At 69.8% G+C, this 19,996-nt stretch carries 17 protein-coding genes; 6 read left to right on the forward strand and 11 right to left on the reverse strand.

The window, feature by feature from the left end:
* Positions 1 to 49: 49 nt before the first annotated feature.
* Entirely contained in the window at positions 50 to 511 is a 462-nt protein-coding gene (locus tag ACM6LU_RS18190; RefSeq protein ID WP_414938891.1) for a tRNA (cytidine(34)-2'-O)-methyltransferase, read from the reverse strand.
* Between the two features lie 110 nt (positions 512 to 621).
* Here ACM6LU_RS18190 and ACM6LU_RS18195 point away from each other — a divergent pair, with 110 nt between their 5' ends.
* The gene (locus ACM6LU_RS18195; RefSeq protein ID WP_414938892.1) at positions 622 to 2,217 is read left to right on the forward strand and encodes an alkaline phosphatase D family protein; all 1,596 of its coding nucleotides are present in this window, start codon (positions 622 to 624) and stop codon (positions 2,215 to 2,217) included.
* Positions 2,218 to 2,393: 176 nt separating this feature from the next.
* On the opposite strand, the gene ACM6LU_RS18200 is transcribed toward ACM6LU_RS18195, so the two are convergent.
* From ACM6LU_RS18200 to ACM6LU_RS18220, 5 genes are all read right to left on the reverse strand, one after another.
* Positions 2,394 to 3,680: an alpha/beta hydrolase family protein gene (locus tag ACM6LU_RS18200; RefSeq protein ID WP_414938893.1), complete on the reverse strand. Its 1,287-nt coding sequence runs from the start codon at positions 3,678 to 3,680 to the stop codon at positions 2,394 to 2,396.
* Between the two features lie 100 nt (positions 3,681 to 3,780).
* Complete coding sequence (locus ACM6LU_RS18205) at positions 3,781 to 4,722, reverse strand: TAXI family TRAP transporter solute-binding subunit (protein ID WP_414938894.1); 942 nt, start codon at positions 4,720 to 4,722, stop codon at positions 3,781 to 3,783.
* Positions 4,719 to 6,119: a sensor histidine kinase gene (locus ACM6LU_RS18210; RefSeq protein ID WP_414938895.1), complete on the reverse strand. Its 1,401-nt coding sequence runs from the start codon at positions 6,117 to 6,119 to the stop codon at positions 4,719 to 4,721. Before ACM6LU_RS18210 ends, ACM6LU_RS18205 begins: the two co-directional genes overlap by 4 nt.
* A 3-nt stretch (positions 6,120 to 6,122) precedes the next feature.
* Positions 6,123 to 6,791 carry a response regulator transcription factor gene (locus ACM6LU_RS18215; protein WP_414938896.1) on the reverse strand — a complete coding sequence of 223 codons (669 nt, stop codon included), beginning with the start codon at positions 6,789 to 6,791 and terminating at the stop codon, positions 6,123 to 6,125.
* A gap of 10 nt (positions 6,792 to 6,801) precedes the next feature.
* On the reverse strand, positions 6,802 to 8,160 hold the full coding sequence (locus ACM6LU_RS18220; RefSeq protein ID WP_414938897.1) for an MFS transporter: 1,359 nt from the start codon (positions 8,158 to 8,160) through the stop codon (positions 6,802 to 6,804).
* Between the two features lie 191 nt (positions 8,161 to 8,351).
* Between ACM6LU_RS18220 and fabG the strand changes: the two genes are divergently transcribed.
* Both fabG and fabI read left to right on the forward strand, forming a co-directional pair.
* Positions 8,352 to 9,056 (forward strand): 3-oxoacyl-ACP reductase FabG, encoded by a 705-nt coding sequence (gene fabG, locus ACM6LU_RS18225; RefSeq protein WP_414938898.1) that lies wholly within the window; start codon positions 8,352 to 8,354, stop codon positions 9,054 to 9,056.
* A gap of 48 nt (positions 9,057 to 9,104) precedes the next feature.
* Positions 9,105 to 9,872, forward strand: coding sequence for an enoyl-ACP reductase FabI (fabI, locus tag ACM6LU_RS18230; RefSeq protein WP_414938899.1), 768 nt, complete (start codon positions 9,105 to 9,107; stop codon positions 9,870 to 9,872).
* A 64-nt stretch (positions 9,873 to 9,936) separates the two neighbouring features.
* On the opposite strand, the gene ACM6LU_RS18235 is transcribed toward fabI, so the two are convergent.
* From ACM6LU_RS18235 to ACM6LU_RS18245, 3 genes are all read right to left on the reverse strand, one after another.
* The gene (locus ACM6LU_RS18235; protein WP_414938900.1) at positions 9,937 to 10,341 is read right to left on the reverse strand and encodes a nuclear transport factor 2 family protein; all 405 of its coding nucleotides are present in this window, start codon (positions 10,339 to 10,341) and stop codon (positions 9,937 to 9,939) included.
* A gap of 8 nt (positions 10,342 to 10,349) precedes the next feature.
* Entirely contained in the window at positions 10,350 to 11,531 is a 1,182-nt protein-coding gene (locus ACM6LU_RS18240) for a Cmx/CmrA family chloramphenicol efflux MFS transporter (RefSeq protein WP_414938901.1), read from the reverse strand.
* A 71-nt stretch (positions 11,532 to 11,602) separates the two neighbouring features.
* Positions 11,603 to 12,187 (reverse strand): TetR/AcrR family transcriptional regulator, encoded by a 585-nt coding sequence (locus ACM6LU_RS18245; protein ID WP_414938902.1) that lies wholly within the window; start codon positions 12,185 to 12,187, stop codon positions 11,603 to 11,605.
* Between the two features lie 85 nt (positions 12,188 to 12,272).
* On the opposite strand from ACM6LU_RS18245, the gene ACM6LU_RS18250 reads away from it, so the two are divergent.
* On the forward strand, positions 12,273 to 13,319 hold the full coding sequence (locus ACM6LU_RS18250) for a ferrochelatase (RefSeq protein WP_414938903.1): 1,047 nt from the start codon (positions 12,273 to 12,275) through the stop codon (positions 13,317 to 13,319).
* A gap of 780 nt (positions 13,320 to 14,099) precedes the next feature.
* On the opposite strand, the gene ACM6LU_RS18255 is transcribed toward ACM6LU_RS18250, so the two are convergent.
* Positions 14,100 to 14,897 (reverse strand): hypothetical protein, encoded by a 798-nt coding sequence (locus tag ACM6LU_RS18255; protein WP_414938904.1) that lies wholly within the window; start codon positions 14,895 to 14,897, stop codon positions 14,100 to 14,102.
* A 397-nt stretch (positions 14,898 to 15,294) separates the two neighbouring features.
* Between ACM6LU_RS18255 and ACM6LU_RS18260 the strand changes: the two genes are divergently transcribed.
* Both ACM6LU_RS18260 and ACM6LU_RS18265 read left to right on the forward strand, forming a co-directional pair.
* The gene (locus ACM6LU_RS18260; protein ID WP_414938905.1) at positions 15,295 to 16,692 is read left to right on the forward strand and encodes a sigma 54-interacting transcriptional regulator; all 1,398 of its coding nucleotides are present in this window, start codon (positions 15,295 to 15,297) and stop codon (positions 16,690 to 16,692) included.
* Positions 16,689 to 18,647 (forward strand): vWA domain-containing protein, encoded by a 1,959-nt coding sequence (locus ACM6LU_RS18265; protein ID WP_414938906.1) that lies wholly within the window; start codon positions 16,689 to 16,691, stop codon positions 18,645 to 18,647. The genes ACM6LU_RS18260 and ACM6LU_RS18265 overlap by 4 nt, the downstream gene beginning before the upstream one ends.
* Position 18,648: 1 nt before the next feature.
* Here ACM6LU_RS18265 and ACM6LU_RS18270 read toward each other — a convergent pair whose 3' ends face one another.
* Positions 18,649 to 19,962 (reverse strand): cytochrome P450, encoded by a 1,314-nt coding sequence (locus ACM6LU_RS18270; RefSeq protein ID WP_414938907.1) that lies wholly within the window; start codon positions 19,960 to 19,962, stop codon positions 18,649 to 18,651.
* Positions 19,963 to 19,996 lie beyond the last annotated feature (34 nt).

Genomic DNA, 19,996 nt, shown 5'->3' on the forward strand with positions numbered 1-19,996 from the left:
GTTTGGGCAGTTGATGAAGGAATGAACGCGGGCGCGGCCCCGTGACACTTCAGGGAGTAGCGAAGCCGTTCTGCCGCCAAGCCTCGTAGACGCTGATCGCAGCCGTGTTCGCCAGATTCAGCGAGCGGCTCGTCGGCAGCATCGGCAGCCGCACCCGCTCGGTCACCTGCGAGGCCTCCTGGACCTCCGCGGGCAGCCCGGCCGACTCAGGGCCGAACATCAGCACGTCTCCCGGCTCGTAGGCGACCTCGGTGTGCAGCCGCGTCGCCGAAGCGCTGAACGCGTAGACCCGGGCGGGCAGCAAAGCCGCCCACGCCGCGTCGAGGTCCGCGTGGACGTGGACCCGCGCGAGGTCGTGGTAGTCGAGCCCGGCGCGTCGCAACTGCTTGTCCTCCAGCGTGAAACCGAGCGGCTCCACCAGGTGGAGCTCGCAGCCGGTGTTCGCGGTCAAGCGGATCGCGTTACCCGTGTTGGGCGGGATTTCGGGGCGGTAGAACAGGATGCGGAACACGGAGGTTGATCGTCTTTCGTTCACGGGCGCTTCGCCTGAGGGCGGCCGGGAGGCCATATACGCGGACGAGCATGAGGCCGCCCGTGACCATCCCACCACAGGAGGGCTTCATGCCTTCGCTCCCTCACCCCCTGTCGCGGCGTCGCTTCCTCGGTTACGGCTCCGCCGGTGCGGCCGCCGTCCTCCTGGGGACCGGTGCCTGGAACGCCGCCGGCGCGATGCCGCTCGCGAGCGGCTCCGGTGACCCGTTCACCCTCGGTGTCGCGTCGGGTGACCCGTTGCCCGGCGGTGTCGTGCTCTGGACCAGGCTCGCACCACAGCCCTACGACGCCGACGGCTTCGGCGGGATGCCGCGCAAGCCGGTTCGCGTCGAGTACGAGGTCTCGCTCGACGAGCGCTTCCGCGCCGTGATCCGCCGCGGCTCCGTGGTCGCCACCCCTGAACTCGGCCACTCCGTGCATCCCGAGGTCCACGGCCTCGCCCCGGATCACCAGTACTTCTACCGCTTCCGCGCGGGCGGCGAGATCTCCCCGGTCGGCCGCACGCGGACGGCGCCGATCGCGTGGTCGTCGCCGCGCGAACTGAACTTCGCGTTCGCGTCCTGCCAGAACTGGGAGGCCGGGCACTTCACCGCGTACAACCACCTGGCCGCCGAGGATCTCGACCTGGTCGTGCACCTGGGTGACTACCTCTACGAAAGCGGCGTCACCGGCGTCGGACGCGGGACGCCGGTGGGGCCGCAGTTCAAGGGTGAGACCTTCGACCTCGCGCGCTACCGGCTGCAGTACGCGCTCTACAAGTCCGAAGCGCCACTGATGGCCGCGCACGCCGCCTTCCCGTGGATCCACGTCAACGACGACCACGAGGTGGAGAACAACTGGGCGGGCGACCACTCCCAGGCCGACAACGAGCCCGACCAGGACCCGGTGGTGTTCCGTCAGCGGCGCGCCCAGGCGTTCCAGGCGATGTACGAGCACCTGCCTTATCGCATCGCCCAGCTGCCGAAGGGGCCGGACGCGCGTCTGCACCGGCGGCTGAGCTACGGCACGCTGGCCGACTTCACCATGCTCGACACCCGCCAGTACCGCGACGACCAGCCGTGCGGCGACGGCCAGTCGGCGAACTGCGCCGAGCGGCTCGACGAGGACCGCACCCTGCTCGGCTCGGAACAGCGGAGGTGGCTGCTCGACGGCTTCTCCCGGTCCCACGCGCGGTGGCAGATCCTGGGCAACCAGGCGCCGATGGGCCAGACCGACACCGACGCGGGCGAGGCGACCAACGTGTACCTGGACCCGTGGGACGGCTACGTCGCCGACCGCGACCGGGTGCTCGCGGCGGCGCGGGACCGGGGTGTGCGGAACCTGGTGGTCATCACCGGCGACCGGCACCAGAACTACGCCTGGGACCTGAAGCGCGACTTCGGCGACCCGGGTTCGCCCACCGTCGCGAGTGAGTTCGTCGGGACGTCGATCACCAGCGGTGGCAACGGCGCCGACATGACGCCCGCCGGGGAGAACCTGCTGAAGGCCAACCCGCACATGAAGTTCTTCAACAACCAGCGCGGCTACGTCCGGGTCAACGTCAACCGGCACCGCTGGCGGAGCGACTTCCGAGTGGTGCCGTTCGTCAACACCCCCGGCGCGCCGATCAGCACGCGGGCCAGCTACGTCGTCGAGGACCGCCGCCCCGGCGTCCAGGCCGGCTGAGCCAACCGGAAGGCGGCGTACGACTCGCTTACGGACGCGGGCGGCGCCGCCTTCCGGAGCGTCGCCGGATCAACGAAGATGTAGTGGCTCGTAGGAGCTGAAGGACGCTTTCCCCGCATCGCATGGGGTGAAAGCGTCCTTCGCCCGATGGCATGTGGGGAAAGTCCCCTTCAGCTCTACTCGATGAAATCGATATTCGGATATCGCGGGGACTCGCCGTCGAACATGCGCTTTTCCCAGCCACGAAGGTGCAGATCGAAGAACGCTCCGACGTAATCCCGTTGCGCGGCAAGCGAACGACGGGGATCGATGGTGCCGATGACCGCCTCACGCTTCTCCGGCGCCACTCGCGAACCCAGCTGCGGCACGACGACCTGCAGATCGCTGTAAGCCATGTGCGTGCTGCCGCCACGCAGGAGCAGGTCCCGCTTCCAACCACGCTGGTTGGCCCAGAAGTCCGCCCAGCTGCGGTCGAATTCGGGATGACGGTGCGTGTGCTCGATCGGTTTGCCTTCCGGGTCGACCCCTTCGGCGCCCATCAGCATGAACGGCCGGTCGAGGCCGCGTTTCGTGACCTCGCCAGGGATGTAGGCGCTTCCCGGTGGATAGCCGAACGCCGTCGCCATCGCGCCGTCCAGGTTGATCCCGGCGTCGACCCGGCGATCGTGGACCATCGTCTCGCCCGCCGTGAACCCGCCGTAGGAATGCCCGTAGGCGCCGACCCGGGACAGGTCGAGTGACCGGCCGAGCCCGCGGGGGAGCGGCCGGTTCTCCGCGTCCGGGTTCTGGCCGCGGGTGATCTTCGTGAGCTGGTCGAGGACGAACCGGCTGTCGCCGACCCGCGCGTCGAGCGCTTTCTTCATGAACTCGGAGCCCTCGCCCGGGGGAAGCGCGGTTTCGAGCCGTCCGCCGGGGAATTCGACGGCCGCGCTCTCGTAGGTGTGCGAGAGCGAGACGACCACGTAGCCGCGGCTCGCCAGATCGTCGACGAGGGCGGTGTACATCTCTCGCGGACCGCCGAAGCCCGGCGAGAAGAGCACTACCGGCTTCGGAACGTCGTGAGCCGCGGGGACGCCGGTCTCGGCCCGTCGTTTCGCCGACGCCCAGTCGATGGAGCCGACCGGGAGGTCGAGGTAGTCCTCGCCCGCGAGCGCCTGGTCGATGACGCCGCCCATGGCGGGACTGAACCATGGTGCCCGGGGGCCGTCGGCGAACCGGTCCGCCGGATAGGTGACGGTGGCCATGACCTCCCGGCGCCGCTCCGGTTTCCACGGATCGGGCCGGGACCGGTCGACGAGGTGGAGGTCGGTGGTGCCGACCTCGTACTGGCCGGTGAGGGCCGGTGCGGTGAGTTTGGCCTGCTCCGCCGCGACGGCGGGGGCGGTCGTGGCGAGCCCGCCCACGAGCGCGAGGCCCGCGACGAGCGCCGAACCCCACACCACCCTGGTGTGTCTCGATGACACTGCTGGTCCTTCCGGATCGGGGCGGCCGGGGTGGGCCGCCTGCCTCCGACCATGGCAGCGCTCCGGTACTACGCGCATCACCCTGGAGATGGAGCCGGTCTCACCCGTGAAGGGCACGGTAGGCCGACGCGGCCCCGGGGTGCAGCGGAACCTTGCCGGTGCCGATCAGTGTCCGGACGTCGAGGAACTGGGTTCCGACGGCGGGTGCCGGGACGAGATCGGCGGCGTGCCCGGCCAGCACCCGCGTGACGGCGGCCGCGACGTCGTCGGGAAGGGAAGGCGCCGCCAGCAACAGATTCGCGACGCCGATCGTCCGCAGTTCCCCGACCCCCTGGTAGGCCTGGGCCGGGACGTGGACCAGGTCGTACACCGGGCCGTAGCCCGCGCGCAGGGCGGGAAAATGGGCGTCGAGCGGGAGGAGCGTGATCGGGGTGGTCCGGTTCAGCTCGGTGAGCGCGGGCGTGGGGATCCCGCCGGACCAGAACAGCGCGTCGACCTCGTGCGCCACCAGCGCGTTGGACGCCTGCCCGAGCAGGAGGTTCTTCGCGTTCACCGGGACTTCGGCGCGGGCGAACAGCCGGGTGCTGAACACCGCGACGCCGGACCCGCTCGCCCCCATCGCCACCGGCCGTCCCGCCAGGTCGGCGAGCGAGCGCACGCCGCCGTCCGCGCGGACCACGAGCTGGTGGTAGTTCTCGTAGACGCGGCCGATGGCCGAGAACGCGATCGGGACGGAGAACGGCTCCGCTCCGGCGAAGGCGGACTCGGAGACGTCGCCGAGGACGAGCGCGAGGTCGGCCCGCCCGTCCCGCAGGCGCCGCAGGTTCTCGACGCTGGCCTCGGTCGCGACGGCCGTCGCGCGCAGCCGTGGTTCCGCCCGGTTCAGCTGCTGGGCCAGCAGTTCCGCGAAGGCCAGGTAGAATCCGCCGCTCTCACCCGCCGCGATGACGATCTCCCGGTCCGGGCCCTGGTAGCCCGCCGTCGAACAGCCGGCGAGGGTGGCGAGCCCGGCGAGGAGTGCGGTGCGCCTGGTGACGGTCATGGCGTGCTCCCGGCGAGAGGAATTTCGACGCGGACTTCGAGTCCACGCGGTTTCGCCTCGCGCAGCTCGAGCTTCCCGCCCCTGGCGAGTACGTGCTGGCTCGCGATCGCGAGCCCGAGCCCCGTTCCGCGCGGCGCGCCGTCGCCACCGGCCCGCCAGAAACGTTCGGTCGCCCGTTCACGGTCCTTTGTGGACAGTCCAGGACCGTTGTCGGACACGAAGACCGTGGCGGTCGAGTCGCCGGTTTCGTAGCCGGTGGTGATGGTCGCGCCCCGGCCGGCGTAGTGCACCGCGTTGTCCAGCAGGACGTCCAGCACCTGGGCGAGATCGCCCTCCGGGCACCGTACCGGCACCGGCGCGTGATGCCCTTCGGCAGCCGCGAGGTCGACTCCGGCGTCGTCGGCCGACGGACGCCAGGCGTCGACCCGTTCCGCGAGCACGGAAGGAAGGTCGCAAGGTTCGTCACCGGATTCGCCGGCGGCCAGCCTGGTCGCCGCGCTTTCGGCGAGGGCGAGCGCGAGCAGTCCGTCGAGCAACGACTCCAGGCGTTCGACCTCCGCGACGGTCGCCCGATACGCCCGCTGGCCGTCGCCGTCGACCTGCGCGGCCAGCGAGTCGACCCGCAATCGCAAAGCGGCCAAGGGATTCCGCAACTGATGCGACGTGTCCGCGACGAGCCGCCGTTGCTGTTCGGACGCCTCGACGACGGCGTCGGACATCCGGTTGAACGACGTCGCGAGCGACCGCAGTTCCCTCGGCCCTGCCCGGTCGGGCACCTGTGCGCGATGCCCCTCGGTCACCGCCTGCACGCCGGTCTCCAGTTCGTGCAGCGGCCGCACCATCCACCGCGCCAGCAGCACCGCGAGCAGTACGAACACCGCCGCCACCAGCACCGCGCCCGCGACGATCGCGGCCCAGCGGGCGGTGACGTCGTCCGCCGCCGCGGCCACCGACGCCCGCAGCACGACCACCCCGGCCACTCGCGTGCCGGTGCCGACAGGACGGGCGAAGTAGACCGGATCGGCCGACCACGGGCTGAGCTGTTCGGGTCCTTTCGCGAGCTGGTTGCGAAGGGCGGACTCGACGAGCGAGTGGACCACCGGTTCCGCGGCCGCCATGCCGCCGGTCTCGACCAGCGGCACCCCACGCGCGTCGACCACCACGACGTCCTCGCTGTATAACGACGAATACCGTGCGGCGTCGACCGCCAGCGCGGACGGGTCACCGGCGTCGACGGCCTGCTGGGCGAGGACGACGAACCGGTCGACGTCGGCGTTGCGGGCGATCACCAGCTGCTGTGTCCGTTGCGCGGCGGTCGATCCGAACAGCGGGATCGCGAACGCGGCGACCACGGTCAGCGCGAGCGCGACGAGGACGACCAGCAGCCGGGTGCGCACCGGTCAGTCCCGGCCGAGACGGTAGCCGAAACCCCGGATCGTGGTCAGCAGTCCCGGCCGGTCGAGCTTCGCGCGCAGCTGGGTCAGGTGCACGTCGAGCGAGCGGGAGACGGCGAGGTACGCGTCGCCCCAGACCTCGTCCATCAGCTGCTGTCTGCTCACCGCGGTACCCGGCCGCGTGGCGAGCACGGCCAGGACGGCGAACTCCTTGGCGGTGAGACCGATGTCGTGCCCGTCGACCAGCACCCGCCGTGCCCCGAGGTCGATTTCGACGTCTTCGACGCGGACGACACCGTCCTGCGGAGCGGCCGAGACGGCGGCGCGCCGGACGACGGCGTCCATCCTCGCCAGCAGTTCGGCCAGGCGAACCGGTTTGGTCAGGTAGTCGTCGGCTCCGAGCCGCAGCCCGCGTACGACGGAGCGCTCGTCGCCGCTCGCGGTGAGAACGAGCACCGGCACCGGCGAGACCTGCCTGACCTTCCTGAGCACGTCGAGCCCGTGCACGTCGGGCAGGTTGAGATCCAGCAGGATGACGTCCGCTTCGCGGTGCCGGTGCAACGCGTCGCTGCCCCGGATCACCGCGGAGACGGTGTGGCCGCGCGCTTGCAGTGCTTCGGCCAGCGCGTCGGCGACGCCGGCGTCGTCCTCGACAAGCAGCACTCGCACGGCCATACCTTCCCGCCTAGCCTTCGCGACCGGACACCAGCTCGGGCTCGGGCTGCTTTTTCCTGTCCAGCTCCGAGGTCTTCGAGGTTTCCCGCATTGTGCCGTACACGATCAGCGACACCAGGACACAGCCCGCGACGTAGTAGAAGAACACCGACTCGTGGCCGGCGCCTTTCAGTGCCTGGGCGATGAGCTCGGCGGTGCCGCCGAAGATCGCCACGGTGAGCGCGTACGGGAGACCGACGCCGATGGCGCGGATCTTCGTCGGGAACAGCTCGGCCTTCACGATGGCGTTGATCGAGGTGTACCCGGTGACGATCACCAGCCCGGCCAGCATCAACAGGAAGGCGAGTACCGGTTCCTTCGTCCCGCCCATCAGCGTCATGATCGGGACGGTCAGCAGCGTGCCGGCGATGCCGAAGAACATCAGCAGCGGGCGGCGGCCGATGCGGTCGGACAGCTTGCCCGCGAACGGCTGCAGGATCGCGGCGACGAGGATCGCGCAAAACAGGATCAGCGTGACCGTCCGGCGCGGGATGCCCGCGGTGTTCTCCATGAACTTCTGGCTGTAGGTGGCGAAGGTGTAGAACGACACCGTGCCGCCGAGGGTGAGGCCGATGACGAGCGCGATCTCCTTGGGGTACTTGATCAGCGCGCGCAGTGTGCCCTTCTCACCCGCGTCCTTGCCGGTTCCGGACGTCTTGGCCTCTTCGAAGCTGGCCGACTCGTCCATCCCGCGCCGCAGGAACATCACCACGACCGCGGCGAGCGCTCCGACGACGAACGCGATCCGCCAGCCCCATGACGTCAGCTGGGCCTCGGTGAGGATCGCCTGCAGCAGCAACTGAAGGCCGAGCGCCAGCAGTTGGCCGCCGTACAGCGTCACGTACTGGAAGCTGGAGTAGAAGCCGCGTTTGCCGGGAGTGGCCACTTCGGACAGATAGGTCGCGGAGGTCGAATACTCCCCGCCGACCGAAAGTCCCTGGATGAGCCGGGCGACCAGAAGCAGGATCGGCGCGGCGATCCCGATCGTGGCGTAGGTCGGGGTCAGCGCGATCATCAGCGACCCGGCAGCCATCAACGTGACGGAGAGCACGAGTGCGCTTCGTCGCCCGAAGCGGTCGGCGAACCGGCCCAGCATCCAGCCGCCGAGCGGCCGCATGAGGAACCCGACGGCGAACACCGCCGCCGTGCCGAGGAACGCCGCCGTCGTGTCCTTGGTGGGGAAGAAAGACTTGGCGAAGTAGGTGCTGAAAGCGGCGTAGGCGTACCAGTCGTACCACTCGACCAGGTTGCCGATCGAGCCGCGCAGCACGTTGCCGACGACTCGTCGCTCGCTCACGGGCGGCGACGCTTCGCCGATCCGGGTTGTCATCTTTGACCTCCTGTGTTCCGGCTCACGGTGAACAATCCGTGACGGCCGGGCAAGGTTTTCGCGCGGTTCCTAACATCCGCTTAGGACGGTCACGGTTACCCGGAGGTAGGGGTGGCGCGAGTCCGGCTGGTCCCGGGCGAGCCGATAACCTCAGTGCGTCAGCGGGACGAAGACGAGGCGAGGAGAGCTCTGTGGGACGGTCGGTACTGGTCACCGGCGGCAACCGCGGCATCGGTCTGGCGATCGCGAAAGACCTCGTGGCGCAGGGGCACAAGGTCGCGATCACGCACCGTGGCTCCGGTGCGCCCGAAGGCCTCTTCGGGGTGCAGGCCGACGTCACGGACGCCGAGCAGATCGACGCCGCCTTCAAGCTCGTCGAGGAGCACCAGGGCCCCGTCGAGATCCTCGTCGCGAACGCCGGGATGACCGACGACACCCTGCTCATGCGCATGAGCGAGGAGCAGTTCACCCGCGTGGTGGACGCGAACCTCACCGGCGCCTACCGGGTCGCCAAACGTGCCTCACGCGGCATGCTGCGCGGCAAGTGGGGCCGCTACATCTTCATCTCGTCCGTCGTCGGTCTCACCGGGTCGGCGGGCCAGGTCAACTACGCCGCGAGCAAAGCCGGTCTCGTCGGTCTCGCCCGCTCGCTGGCGCGCGAGCTGGGCTCGCGCAACATCACCTCGAACATCATCGCCCCGGGCTTCGTCGCCACGGACATGACCGGCGAACTCGGTGAGGACCGCAAGAAGGAGATCCTCGCCCAGATCCCCTCCGGCCGGTACGCCGAACCGTCGGAGATCGCCGCCGCCGTCCGCTACCTCGCCTCCGAAGAGGCCGGTTACGTCAACGGCGCTGTCCTGCCGGTCGACGGCGGCCTCGGCATGGGCCACTGACGTCCCCCGTTTTCCCGTACTGATCACCCACTCCGGACTGGAGGTCCCGTGCCAGGACTGCTCGAAGGCAAGCGCCTGCTGATCACCGGCGTCATCACCGACGCCTCGCTCGCGTTCCACGCGGCCAAGATCGCGCAGCAAGAGGGCGCGAAGGTCGTGCTCACCGGCTTCGGCAGGCTGTCGCTCGTCGAGCGCATCGCCAAGCGTCTCCCCGAGGAGGCGCCGGTGCTGGAGCTGGACGTCACCAACCAGGAGCACCTCGACTCACTCGCCGACCGCGTCCGTGAGCACGTCGACGGACTCGACGGCGTGCTGCACTCGATCGGGTTCGCCCCGCAGTCCTGCCTCGGCGCGCCGTTCCTGGACGCCCCGAGCGAGGACGTGAAGGTGGCCGTCGACGTCTCGGCGTACTCCTTCAAGGCGCTCGCGGTCGCGACCCTGCCGCTGCTCTCGCGCGGTGCGTCGATCGTCGGCATGGACTTCGACGCGCGTGTCGCGTGGCCCGTCTACAACTGGATGGGGGTGGCGAAGGCGGCGCTGGAGTCGGTGAACCGGTACCTGGCGCGCGACCTCGGCCCGAAGGGTATCCGGGTCAACCTGGTCAGCGCCGGTCCGATGAAGACCATGGCGGCGAAGTCGATCCCCGGTTTCTCCGAGCTGGAGGAGGGCTGGGGCGACCGCGCGCCGCTCGGCTGGGACAGCTCCGACCCGGATCCGACGGCGAAGACGGTCTGCGCTGTGCTGTCGGACTGGCTGCCCGCCACGACCGGCTCGATGATCATGGTCGACGGCGGAGTGCACGCCCTCGGCATCTGAGTTCGCGAGTACAGGCAGGCCCCCTTCCTTGCGCCGGGCGCAAGGAAGGGGGCCTTCCTGTACTTCAGGGGAGGACGGCGTTGGCGACGTGCCAGGAGTCTTCGAGCATCAGGTACTTGGTGATCAGGCCGTCGTCGTTCACCTCGAACTGGATGGTGAAGGCCGTCTCGATCACCTTGCCGGTGCTGCGGATGGTCGAGCGCAGTCGTCCGACCGCGACCGCGTGCGGCCCGTCGACGAGGACGCGCTCGATGTCGAACCGGTCCTTGATGAGGCCCTTGTCGAGCAGGTCGTAGAACTCGCGGATTTCCGCCGGGTTCCGGCGCGGGCCGATCCACGGGACCAACTCGGTCGCGCCGGGGATGTCCCACTCCACCATGTCGGCGATGAGTTCGGAGGCCCCGTCGGTGTCCCCTGTGGACATTCGGCGGAAGAACTCGTCGAGGGTGGCTTGTGTTCGGTCGGACATGATTCTCCTTACTGGGTAACGGGTTCGCGAAGCAGGCGGGTGTCGTCGGTGCGCTGGACACCGGCGGCGAAGGTGAGGGCGAGCACGGTGGCGACGCCGAGTCCGACGCTCACCCACGCGACGCTCGGGTAGCCGAGGCCGGCGTCGATGGACTCGCCGCCGAGCCACGGGCCGACGGTGTTGCCGACGTTGAAAGCGGCCGTGGTGCTGGCGCCGACGAGCGTCGGGGCGTTGCCCGCCACGGCGAAGGCGCGGACGTTCAAAGCCGGATTGACCCCGAATCCGGCGACACCGAACAGGAACACGGCGAGGATCGCGACGGGGGTCGCCGGGCCGGAGAGCGCGAGCAGCACCAGGGCGAGCAGGGCGACGGCCAGACCGCCGTAGAGGGTGGCGAACGGCCTCGCGTCGGCGAGGCGGCCACCGACGGTGATGCCGATCAGCGCGCCGAGCCCGAACAGGGACAGCACTCCCGGAACCCAGCTTTCCGGTAGTCCAGCGATTTCGGTCAGCAACGGCGCGAGGTAGCTGAAGGTCGCGAAGATCATCGCCTGCGCGAACGCGATCACGCCCAGCGCCAGCCAGAACCGGCCGCGACGGTAGAGCCGCAGTTCGGTCGCGACGACGGTCTTGACCTCGCCGTTCTGCGTTTCCGGGACGAGGGCGAAGACGCCGATCAACGCGACGACGGTCAGTGCCGTGACCGCCCAGAACGCGGCCCGCCAGCCCGCGTGCTGGCCCAAGAACGTCCCGGCCGGGACGCCGGCGATGTTCGCGATCGTGAGCCCGCCGACCAGGATGGCCAGCGCGCGGCCACGGCGCTCCACCGGGACCAGCGCGACCGCGGTGGCCGCCGCGACCGCCCAGAACCCGGCGCAGGCGACAGCGCTGACGACGCGGGTGACGAAGAGCAGGGCGTACCCCGTGCCCAACGCCCCGACGACGTGCGAGAGCCCGAAGACGACGAGTAGCGCCATCAGGGTGGCCCGCCTCGGCACCCTCAGCGTTGCGATCGCGAGCAGGGGAGCGCCGACGACCATGCCGATCGCGAAGGCGGAGATGAGCAACCCGGCTTCCGGGATGCCGACGTTCAGATCGGCCGCCATCCCCGGCAGCAGGCCGGTGATCATGAACTCGGACGTGCCGAGCGCGAACACGCTCAGTCCGAGGACGCAGACTGCCAGAGGCACGGGATTTCCCTCCAGTTTTGTATTGATCAGTCCAAAATTTGGGCGGCGTTTCGCACAAGGCTTGTCTCGGTTTATTTCGCGGCGATCGCGCCCAGCGCGATATCGGCGACCGCTTCCATGGCCGTCCGTCCGGCGCCGCGGCGGGACATCAGCCGGAGTCCGGCGACGGTGCTGTGTGCGAACTCGGCGATGTCGTCCGGCTCGCGGGCGCCGTCGATCGTCCCGTCGAGCCTGCCTTCCCTGGCGCAGGCCGCGAGAAGGGCGAGGTGCCGTCCGGTGTCGGCGTCGATCCGCGCCTTGATCTCGGGATCGCGGTCGCCGAACTCGGCCACGGTGTTGACCACGAGGCAACCGCGGCCGTGGGTGGCGACCTCCTCGTCGATGGTGAACGAGAACAATGAGCGGAACCGCTCGATGCCGGTCCCAGGGTTCTCCAGTAGCGCCGTCCTGGCGACGATGCCGCGGTCGGCGTAGTGGTCGAGTACGCGCATGAACAGCTCGTGCTTGCTGGTGAAGGTGTTGTAGATGCTGCTGCGGCCCAAGCCGGTGGCTTCGCAGAGGGCCTGTGTCGACGTGCCCTCGTAGCCGCGACCCCAGAACGCGTCCATGGCCCGCCCGATCGCGGCGCGCTCGTCGAATTCCTTCGGCCTGGCCATGGAAGTGACCGTACCAGGTTTTGGATCGGTCAGTCCAAAATGGGCCGGGTCAGCGTGCGGGGCGCCACAGCGGCAAGATGTCAGGGTGGGTTATGACGCGCTGCTTTGGCTTTCGTTCGGTGGTCCCGAGGGACCCGACGAGGTGATGCCGTTCCTGGAGAACGTCACGCGGGGGCGGGGGATCCCTCGGGAACGGTTACTCGAGGTCGCCGAGCACTACCAGCACTTCGGCGGGGTCTCGCCGATCAACCGCCTGAACCGCGCCGCGATCTCCGCGGTGGAGAAGCAGCTCGCGACCGCCGGGATCGACCTGCCCGTCCACTTCGGCAACCGCAACTGGCGGCCGATGGTCGAGGAGACGCTGGCGGAGATCACCAAGACGGGTGCTCAGCGTGTCCTGGTCTTCCCCACGAGCGCGTACGGCGGCTATTCCGCCTGCCGTCAGTACGACGAGGACATCGAGCGCGCCCGCGCGGCGGTCGGGGACGGCGCGCCGGAACTGGTGAAGCTGCGGCAGTTCTTCGACCACCCGCTGTTCGTCGCGGCTTTCGCCGACGCCGTCCGCGCCGCGCACGCGGAACTGGGGAACCCGGCAGGAACCCGGACGGTCTTCTGCGCACACTCGGTGCCCGAGTCCGCCGATACCGCGTCCGGGCCGCCCTCGGAAGGCGGTCGCCGCTACTCGCGCCAGATCGCCGAAGCTGCGCGTCTCGTCGCGGTCGAAGCGGGCATCGAGACCTACGACGTCGTCTGGCAGTCGCGTTCCGGCCCGCCGCAGGTGCCGTGGCTGGAGCCGGACATCGTCGACCACATCGACGCGTTGCACGCGGACGGCGTCACTTCGGTGGTGGTCTGCCCGGTGGGTTTCGTGTCCGATCACCTCGAGGTGATCTGGGACCTCGACAACGAGGCCGCCGAACGTGCCGCGGAGCACGGCATGGGCTTCGCACGGGCCGCGACGCCGGACACCGACCCGCGCTTCGCCGAACTCGTCGTCGAGCTGGTTCGCGAGCACACGGAGGGTGTGCCGGCGCGGAAGCTGTCGCCGTTCCCGGTGGCCGGATGCACGATCAATGGGGCGCCTTGCGCTGTCGGGTGCTGCGAGCCCGCGAAGCGCCCCACGCGCCCGTAGCCGTCCGGTCTCGTGAGACTGCCCGCCGGAAGTACATAAAAGGCGGCCTTCTGTAGCTCCGGAGGCCGGCAGCCGTCTGACCTGCGCTAACACGGCTACTGGCCTTCGGCGGTACGCAGCGGGTATACAACAGCGGAGAACAGGTCATCCGTGAGCGGGCGCGCTCGTGGGCCTGCTCGAACAGGTGCCCATGTAGTCGGGGGACCTGTTCCATCGATGCTCCCCGGTGCGACGGGCCGCCTTCGATGAGCCGGGACGCGTAGTAGTGGCAAGGTCGCGCCGTAGGCACCGCCGGACTTCAGGCCGTCCGGCTGGATCGCGGGGTGCCAGAGGTCCCGGTTCCACGCGCCCGGTGTGAACAGGCCGCCCTGGCTCCGGTAAACGACGAGGTCACACGTCCGAAGCGGGAGGGTAGAGTCCGTGTGCGGCCTGGGGTGCACACCACAGGACAGCAGGCAGTCCCTCCGGCCCACGAGCGCGCGGAAGCGCTACGGCAGGAGCTTCCGCCACAGAGCAAGCCCGGCGAACTGGGCCGGAAGACTCACGGCCGATGGTTCGCGAACGACGGGGCAAGACGTGACACCGATCTTGAGCGGCCGACGAGATGGCGGCCGAAGCACAACGCCGGCTTGAAGCGCTGGACATCCCTGGGACGCCAAGCGCGGTCGCCGACGTTGAGACGAAGTTAGCGGCCCATATGGCGGCGTCAGCCATCACCAACGCGAGCGTCGTTGCCCGCACTCCCTCCGGAGGGCTCCGTAACCTGCGATCGACTGGTTGCTACGGGTGGCGGTCCGCCTGATCCGCGAACACCCGCACCGCCTCGTTGATCGCCGCGTACCGGGCAATACGGACGGCCTCGGTCAGCGGCCGCAACGCCTCCGCCCGGCGGTTGACGGCGGACGCGGACAACGCACCGCCCGGATCGTCGGCGTGTGCGATCGCGAGGATCGCCGCGATCTCCTCCGACCGCTGGAGCACTCGCAGTGAACGGCCGGGCATCCCAGCGGGCCAGGGCGCGTCGGTGGCGGATCGCAGGCGTGCCGAAAGTTCCGCTCGGACACCCGGCCGATCGCTGGCGACGTCGAGGGTCTGCAGTGCTCCGGCGCTCGCGCGGATCGCGTCGGTCAGGCCGTGCTCGGCTTCGCCCAGTGGGCGGTACTCGAGGACGCCCGGCGTGGGTACCGAGTAGACGGTCCACCGCATCAGGCCTTCGGCGATCGCCTCCGGGACCAGGCCGTAGCCGAGATCCGGCAACAAGGCGGCGTCGCCGGTCCGCAGCGCGGCCTCGGAGAAGAGACCGCCACCGCCGAGACCACGGACATCGCCAGGCACCGGCATCAGCAACTGCAGGCTTTTCGCGCCCTGCGAACGCAGGGCCAGCAACAGTTGGACCGGGGTCGCCGCGCGGTTGAACGCGAGCGGCAGCTCGAACGCCTCGGCGGCCGCGGCATCCGCGGCGACGACGTCGTGGGCTTCGGCCCAGACCTGCAGGGCGTCAAGGATGTCGTCGGAGGCGGCGGCTCCGTTCAGCCACGCCGAAGACCAGACCGCGAGGGTCGCACTAGGACGGCACACTCTGTTTATTTTATCGTGCGCTGACGGAAACCGTCCGCAGGGCGCAGATCGGAATCAAAGTCACCCTGGCGGAGAGGGCGCCCTGCGAACGGTTTCCGTGGGCCTTCGGCCCGAAAGAGGGCGCACGACCGGTGAAGCCGGGCAGCGTGACCACGTCCGGCCGGCCCCGCCTGAGGTACGCGGCCGCGACCAGGGCGAGCACGCTGAGGCCGATGCGGCAGGATTCACCCGCGGGAAGGCGGCGCGGGTGGTTTCTCGGGCATCGACCGAGCCTCGCGTGCGGGTACCCGGTTCCACATCGACCGATCTCCTGAAGTGCTCTCCACCGACTGGTTGATCCAGAGCTGGAGTTGGTTCACGTCGACAGGGGGCACGATCGAGACGTAGCGTCGAACGGGTGAACGATGTTCCCGCAAATCTGCCCCGGACCGCCGGGGACCTTCGCGCGGCTGGCCACCCGCCGCGTTCGGTCAAACAAGAACTGCACGACAACCTGCTCGTCAAGCTCCGCGCGGGGGAGGACCCCTGGCCCGGGATCGTCGGTTTCTCGCGCACCGTGCTGCCCCAGTTGGAGCGTGCGCTGCTGGCCGGGCACGACGTCGTGCTCCTCGGCGAACGCGGCCAAGGCAAGACCCGGCTGCTGCGCACCCTCGCGGGACTCCTCGACGAATGGACGCCCGTCATCGAGGGTGCCGAACTGGCCGAGCACCCGCTCGACCCGATCACCCCGGAATCACGCCGCCGTGCCGCCGAACTCGGTGACGCACTGCCGGTGACCTGGCGCCATCGCGATGAGCGCTACACGGAAAAACTGGCCACACCGGACACTTCGGTCGGTGACCTGATCGGTGACGTCGACCCGGTGAAGGTCGCCGAGGGCCGCAGTCTCGGCGACCCCGAAACCATCCACTTCGGACTCGTCCCGCGCGCCCACCGCGGCATCGTGGCGATCAACGAGCTGCCCGACCTCGCCGAGCGCATCCAGGTCGCGCTGCTGAACGTGATGGAGGAACGCGACATCCAGGTGCGCGGGTACACCCTGCGCCTGCCGCTGGACGTGCTGCTGGTGTCGACCGCCAACCCGGAGGACTACACCAACCGGGGCCGCATCATCACCCCGCTCAAGGACCGGTTCGGCGCCGAGATCCGGACGCACTACCCGCTCGACGTCGAATCCGAGATCGCGGTCGTGCGGCAGGAGGCGCATCTGGTCGCCGAAGTCGGCGAACCGTTGCTGGAGGTGCTCGCCCGGTTCGTGCGGAACCTGCGGGAATCGCCGGTGATCGACCAGCGGTCCGGTGTCTCGGCCCGGTTCGCCGTCGCGGCGGCGGAAACCGTGGGCGCGGCGGCGTTGCGCCGGTCCGCGCTCACCGGCGAGGAACCCGCCGTGGCGCGCCCGGTCGACCTCGACGCGGTGCCCGCCGTGTTGCGTGGCAAGCTCGAATTCGAGCCGGGGGAGGAGGGACGCGAGACCGAGCATCTCGTGCACCTGCTGCGGAGGGCGGTCGCGGAGACGGCCCGCTCGCGGTTCGCCGGACTGGACCTGCTGCCGCTGGCCGACGCCGTCGAGGACGGGCACCTGGTGACCACCGGCGAACGCGTCCCCGGCAAGGACGTCCTCTCCGCACTGCCGGAACTGCCCGTGCTCCACGACGTCGCCGCGCGTGCCGGCGTTGGCAAGGACGAACCGGCGGGACGGATCGCGGCCGCGGTCGAGCTGGCACTGGAATCCCTTTTCCTGTCGAGGAAACTCGCCAAGGACTCCGACGACGCGACGACCGTCTACGGCCGATGAGCGCCGTACCGGAGGGGTATTCGTACGGGCCATGGCACGACGGCCCGGACCCGCTGGCGCCGCCCGCCGACCTGCGGGACGCGCTCGACGAGATCGGCCGCGACGTCATGGCGGGCGCCTCGCCCCGGTCCGCGCTGGAAGAACTGTTGCGGCGCGGCACGCCGCGCACCGCGGGCCTGGACGAGCTGACCCGGCGGCTCTGGCAGCGCCGGTCGGAGATCCAGCGGCGGCACCGGCTGGACGGCACGCTCCACGAGGTCCGGCAGCTGCTCGACCAGGCGTTGGAGGCCGAGCGGCGCGAACTGTTCCCCGATCCGGACGACGACGCCCGCTTCCGTGAGGCGCAACTGGACGCGTTGCCGCCGGGAACGGCGGCGGCGGTCCGCGAACTCGGTCAGTACGACTGGCGATCCCGGCAGGGCAGGGAGAACTACGAGAAGATCCGCGACCTGCTCGGCCGTGAGCTGCTGGATTCCCGGTTCGAGGGGATGAAGGAAGCACTCCAGAACGCGGGACCGGAGGACGTCGAGCGTGCCAACCGGATGCTCGCCGACCTCAACAGCCTGCTGGCGGCGCACGCGCAGGGCCGTGAGGACGTGCCCGAGCGGTTCGCGGAGTTCATGCGCGAGCACGGCGAGTTCTTCCCGGAGAACCCGAAGAACGTCGAGGAACTGATCGACGTCCTCGCCGCCCGCGCCGCGGCCGCCCAGCGGATGCTCAACTCGATGACCCCCGAGCAGCGCGCCGAACTGGCCGAGTTGTCGCAGCAGGCGTTCGGCGATCCCCGGCTCGCGCAGCAGCTGTCCACTTTGGATTCCCAGCTGAAAGCACTGCGGCCCGGCGAGGACTGGACGTCGTCGGAACGCTTCCGGGGCAATGATCCGCTCGGCCTCGGCGAGGGCGCCCGGGCGATGTCCGACCTCGCCGAACTGGACGCGCTGGCCGAACAGCTCGGCCAGTCCTATCCCGGTGCGAGGCTGGAGGACATCGACGTCGACGCGCTGAGGAGGCAGCTGGGGCCGGACGCGGGTGTCGACGCGCGGAGGCTGTCCGAACTGGAACGCGAGCTGCGGCGGCAAGGCCTGTTCGAACGCGCTCCCGACGGCACGCTTCGCTTGTCGCCCAAGGCTTTGCGACGCCTCGGGGAGACGGCGCTCGCCGACGTCGTGAACGCGTTGCGCGGCAAGGCGGGTCAGCGGGAGACCGAATCGGCGGGCGCCGCGGGCGAGCCGACCGGCGCGACCAGGCCGTGGCGGTTCGGGGACACGCAGCCGTGGGACGTGTCCAGGACGGTCCGCAACTCGGTCTTGCGTTCGGTTTCGGTTGGCGATCGGTCCGTCCGGCTGGACGTCTCCGACGTCGAGGTGATCGAGACCGAGCACCGGTCGCGCGCGGCGGTGGCGTTGCTCGTGGACACCTCGTGGTCGATGGTCCAGGAGGGCCGCTGGCTGCCGATGAAGCGGACGGCGCTCGCGCTGCACCAGCTGATCAGCACCCGGTTCCGCAACGACGCGCTCCAGCTGATCACGTTCGGCCGCTACGCCACCTCGGTCGAGCTGGCCGAACTCGTGGGTTTGGAAGGCGCTTGGGAGCAGGGCACGAACGCCCACCACGCGCTGCTGCTGGCCGGACGGCATCTGCGGCGGCATCCGGACGCACAACCGGTGGTCCTGATGGTCACCGACGGCGAGCCGACAGCGCATCTGGAACCCGATGGCACGGCGGAATTCGACTACCCGCCCCAGCCGAGGACCCTGCTCAAGACACTGTCCGAAGTGGACCGGATGGCGAAGCTGGGTGCGTCGGTGACCGTGTTCCGGCTCGGGGACGACCCGCGCCTGACGGCGTTCGTCGATCTCCTCGCGCGCCGCTCGGGCGGCCGGGTCGTCGCTCCGGACCTCGACGGGCTCGGCGCCGCCGTGGTCGGCGACTACCTGCGGACCAGGAAGCGGTAGGTCAGCGGCCGGTCACCTTGATCCTGGCTCCACGGGCCGGTTCCAGCGTGATCGGCCGCGACCGGACCCGTTCCGGCCGCGCGTGCTCCGGGGTGACCGTGAACCGGCCGAACAGCTCGCGTAGCACGATCGTGGCCTCCATCAGGGAGAACCCCGCACCGAGACAGCGGCGCGCGCCGCCGCCGAACGGTAGCCAGCTACCGGCGGGAGGCGTGCCTTCGAGGAACCGCTGCGGCCGGAAGACCTTCGGGTCGGGATGGTGATCGTCCTCGCCGTGGACGACGATGATCGACGGCATGACGTCGAACCCGGCCGGGATCCGGTAGCCGCCGATCTCGACGTCTTCAGTCAGCCGTCGGACGACTTCGCCGATCACCGGGCGTAGGCGCATCGCCTCCTTGATCACCGCTTCGAGCGCCTTCTCGTCGCCGTCGTCCGCCGCGCGGGTGGTGAACGCCGCCTGCCCGGGATCGCGGGAAAGCTCGTGCAGCGCCCAGGCCAGCGCGGTCGCGGTGGTCTCGTGGCCCGCGAGCAGGAGGGTGACCAGCTGATCGCGGAGTTCCACGTCGGTCAGCTCGTCCCCGTCGGCGGGCACGGTGAGGAGGCGGGACAGGACGTCGGTGCGCCGGTCGAGGTCGGCGGCCCGGCGTCGCTCGGAGATCTCGGCGTAGAGCAGTTCGTCGACCCGGGCCTGGCGTTCGGCGTAGGTACGCCAGGGGCGGTAGCGCCGCAGCCGAGGGTCCTGCCAGCCGATCACCTGGATCAGGCCGATCTCCACCAGATGCCCGATCAGCCGCCGGAGTTCGTCGAGTCGTGGTCCTTCCGCGACACCGAACACCACCCGCAGGATGATTTCCAGGGTCAGCGCGCGCATCCGGTCGTGCGCGCCGAAGGCCCGGTTCTCCGGCCAGCGGTCGAGTTCGGCCCCGGTCAGCTCGGTGATCATGTCGCGGTAGCCACGCAGGGCCGCGCCGCTGAACGCGGGCATCAGCAGCTTCCGCGTACGCAGGTGCCGGTCCTCGTCGGTGATCAGGACGGAGTGCTCGCCCATCACCGGTTTCAGGACGACGTTGCCCTCGCCCGCGTGGAACGTGGTGACCGGTCCGGAGAACACGGTCTTGATGTCGTCGAGGTCGGTGAGCATGACGATGTCGCGGTGCGGCGCGAACTTCATCCGGACGACGGAGCCGTAGCGGCGCTTGAGGAGCGGGAGCACGTGATGCCGGAGGTTGCCGACGGCGAGCGTCTGGACGAGGGCGGGCAGCGGGGGCCCTGGCGGAAGTGCGGCCGACACGGTGGTTCCAGCTCTCCCCATAAGTCGTTTCTACGCGCGGCGGGGGAAAGCGTCC

The organism is Amycolatopsis sp. cmx-11-51, assembly GCF_047608665.1.
Lineage (GTDB): Bacteria > Actinomycetota > Actinomycetes > Mycobacteriales > Pseudonocardiaceae > Amycolatopsis.

Bases quoted from the DNA above. Each gene is read 5' to 3' on its own strand.
- ACM6LU_RS18195 (WP_414938892.1), top strand. From the start codon at position 622: ATGCCTTCGCTCCCTCACCCCCTGTCGCGGCGTCGCTTCCTCGGTTAC.
- ACM6LU_RS18205 (WP_414938894.1), bottom strand. From the start codon at position 4,722: ATGACCGTCACCAGGCGCACCGCACTCCTCGCCGGGCTCGCCACCCTC.
- ACM6LU_RS18215 (WP_414938896.1), bottom strand. From the start codon at position 6,791: ATGGCCGTGCGAGTGCTGCTTGTCGAGGACGACGCCGGCGTCGCCGAC.
- ACM6LU_RS18220 (WP_414938897.1), bottom strand. From the start codon at position 8,160: ATGACAACCCGGATCGGCGAAGCGTCGCCGCCCGTGAGCGAGCGACGA.
- ACM6LU_RS18235 (WP_414938900.1), bottom strand. From the start codon at position 10,341: ATGTCCGACCGAACACAAGCCACCCTCGACGAGTTCTTCCGCCGAATG.
- ACM6LU_RS18245 (WP_414938902.1), bottom strand. From the start codon at position 12,187: ATGGCCAGGCCGAAGGAATTCGACGAGCGCGCCGCGATCGGGCGGGCC.
- ACM6LU_RS18265 (WP_414938906.1), top strand. From the start codon at position 16,689: ATGAGCGCCGTACCGGAGGGGTATTCGTACGGGCCATGGCACGACGGC.
- ACM6LU_RS18270 (WP_414938907.1), bottom strand. From the start codon at position 19,962: ATGGGGAGAGCTGGAACCACCGTGTCGGCCGCACTTCCGCCAGGGCCC.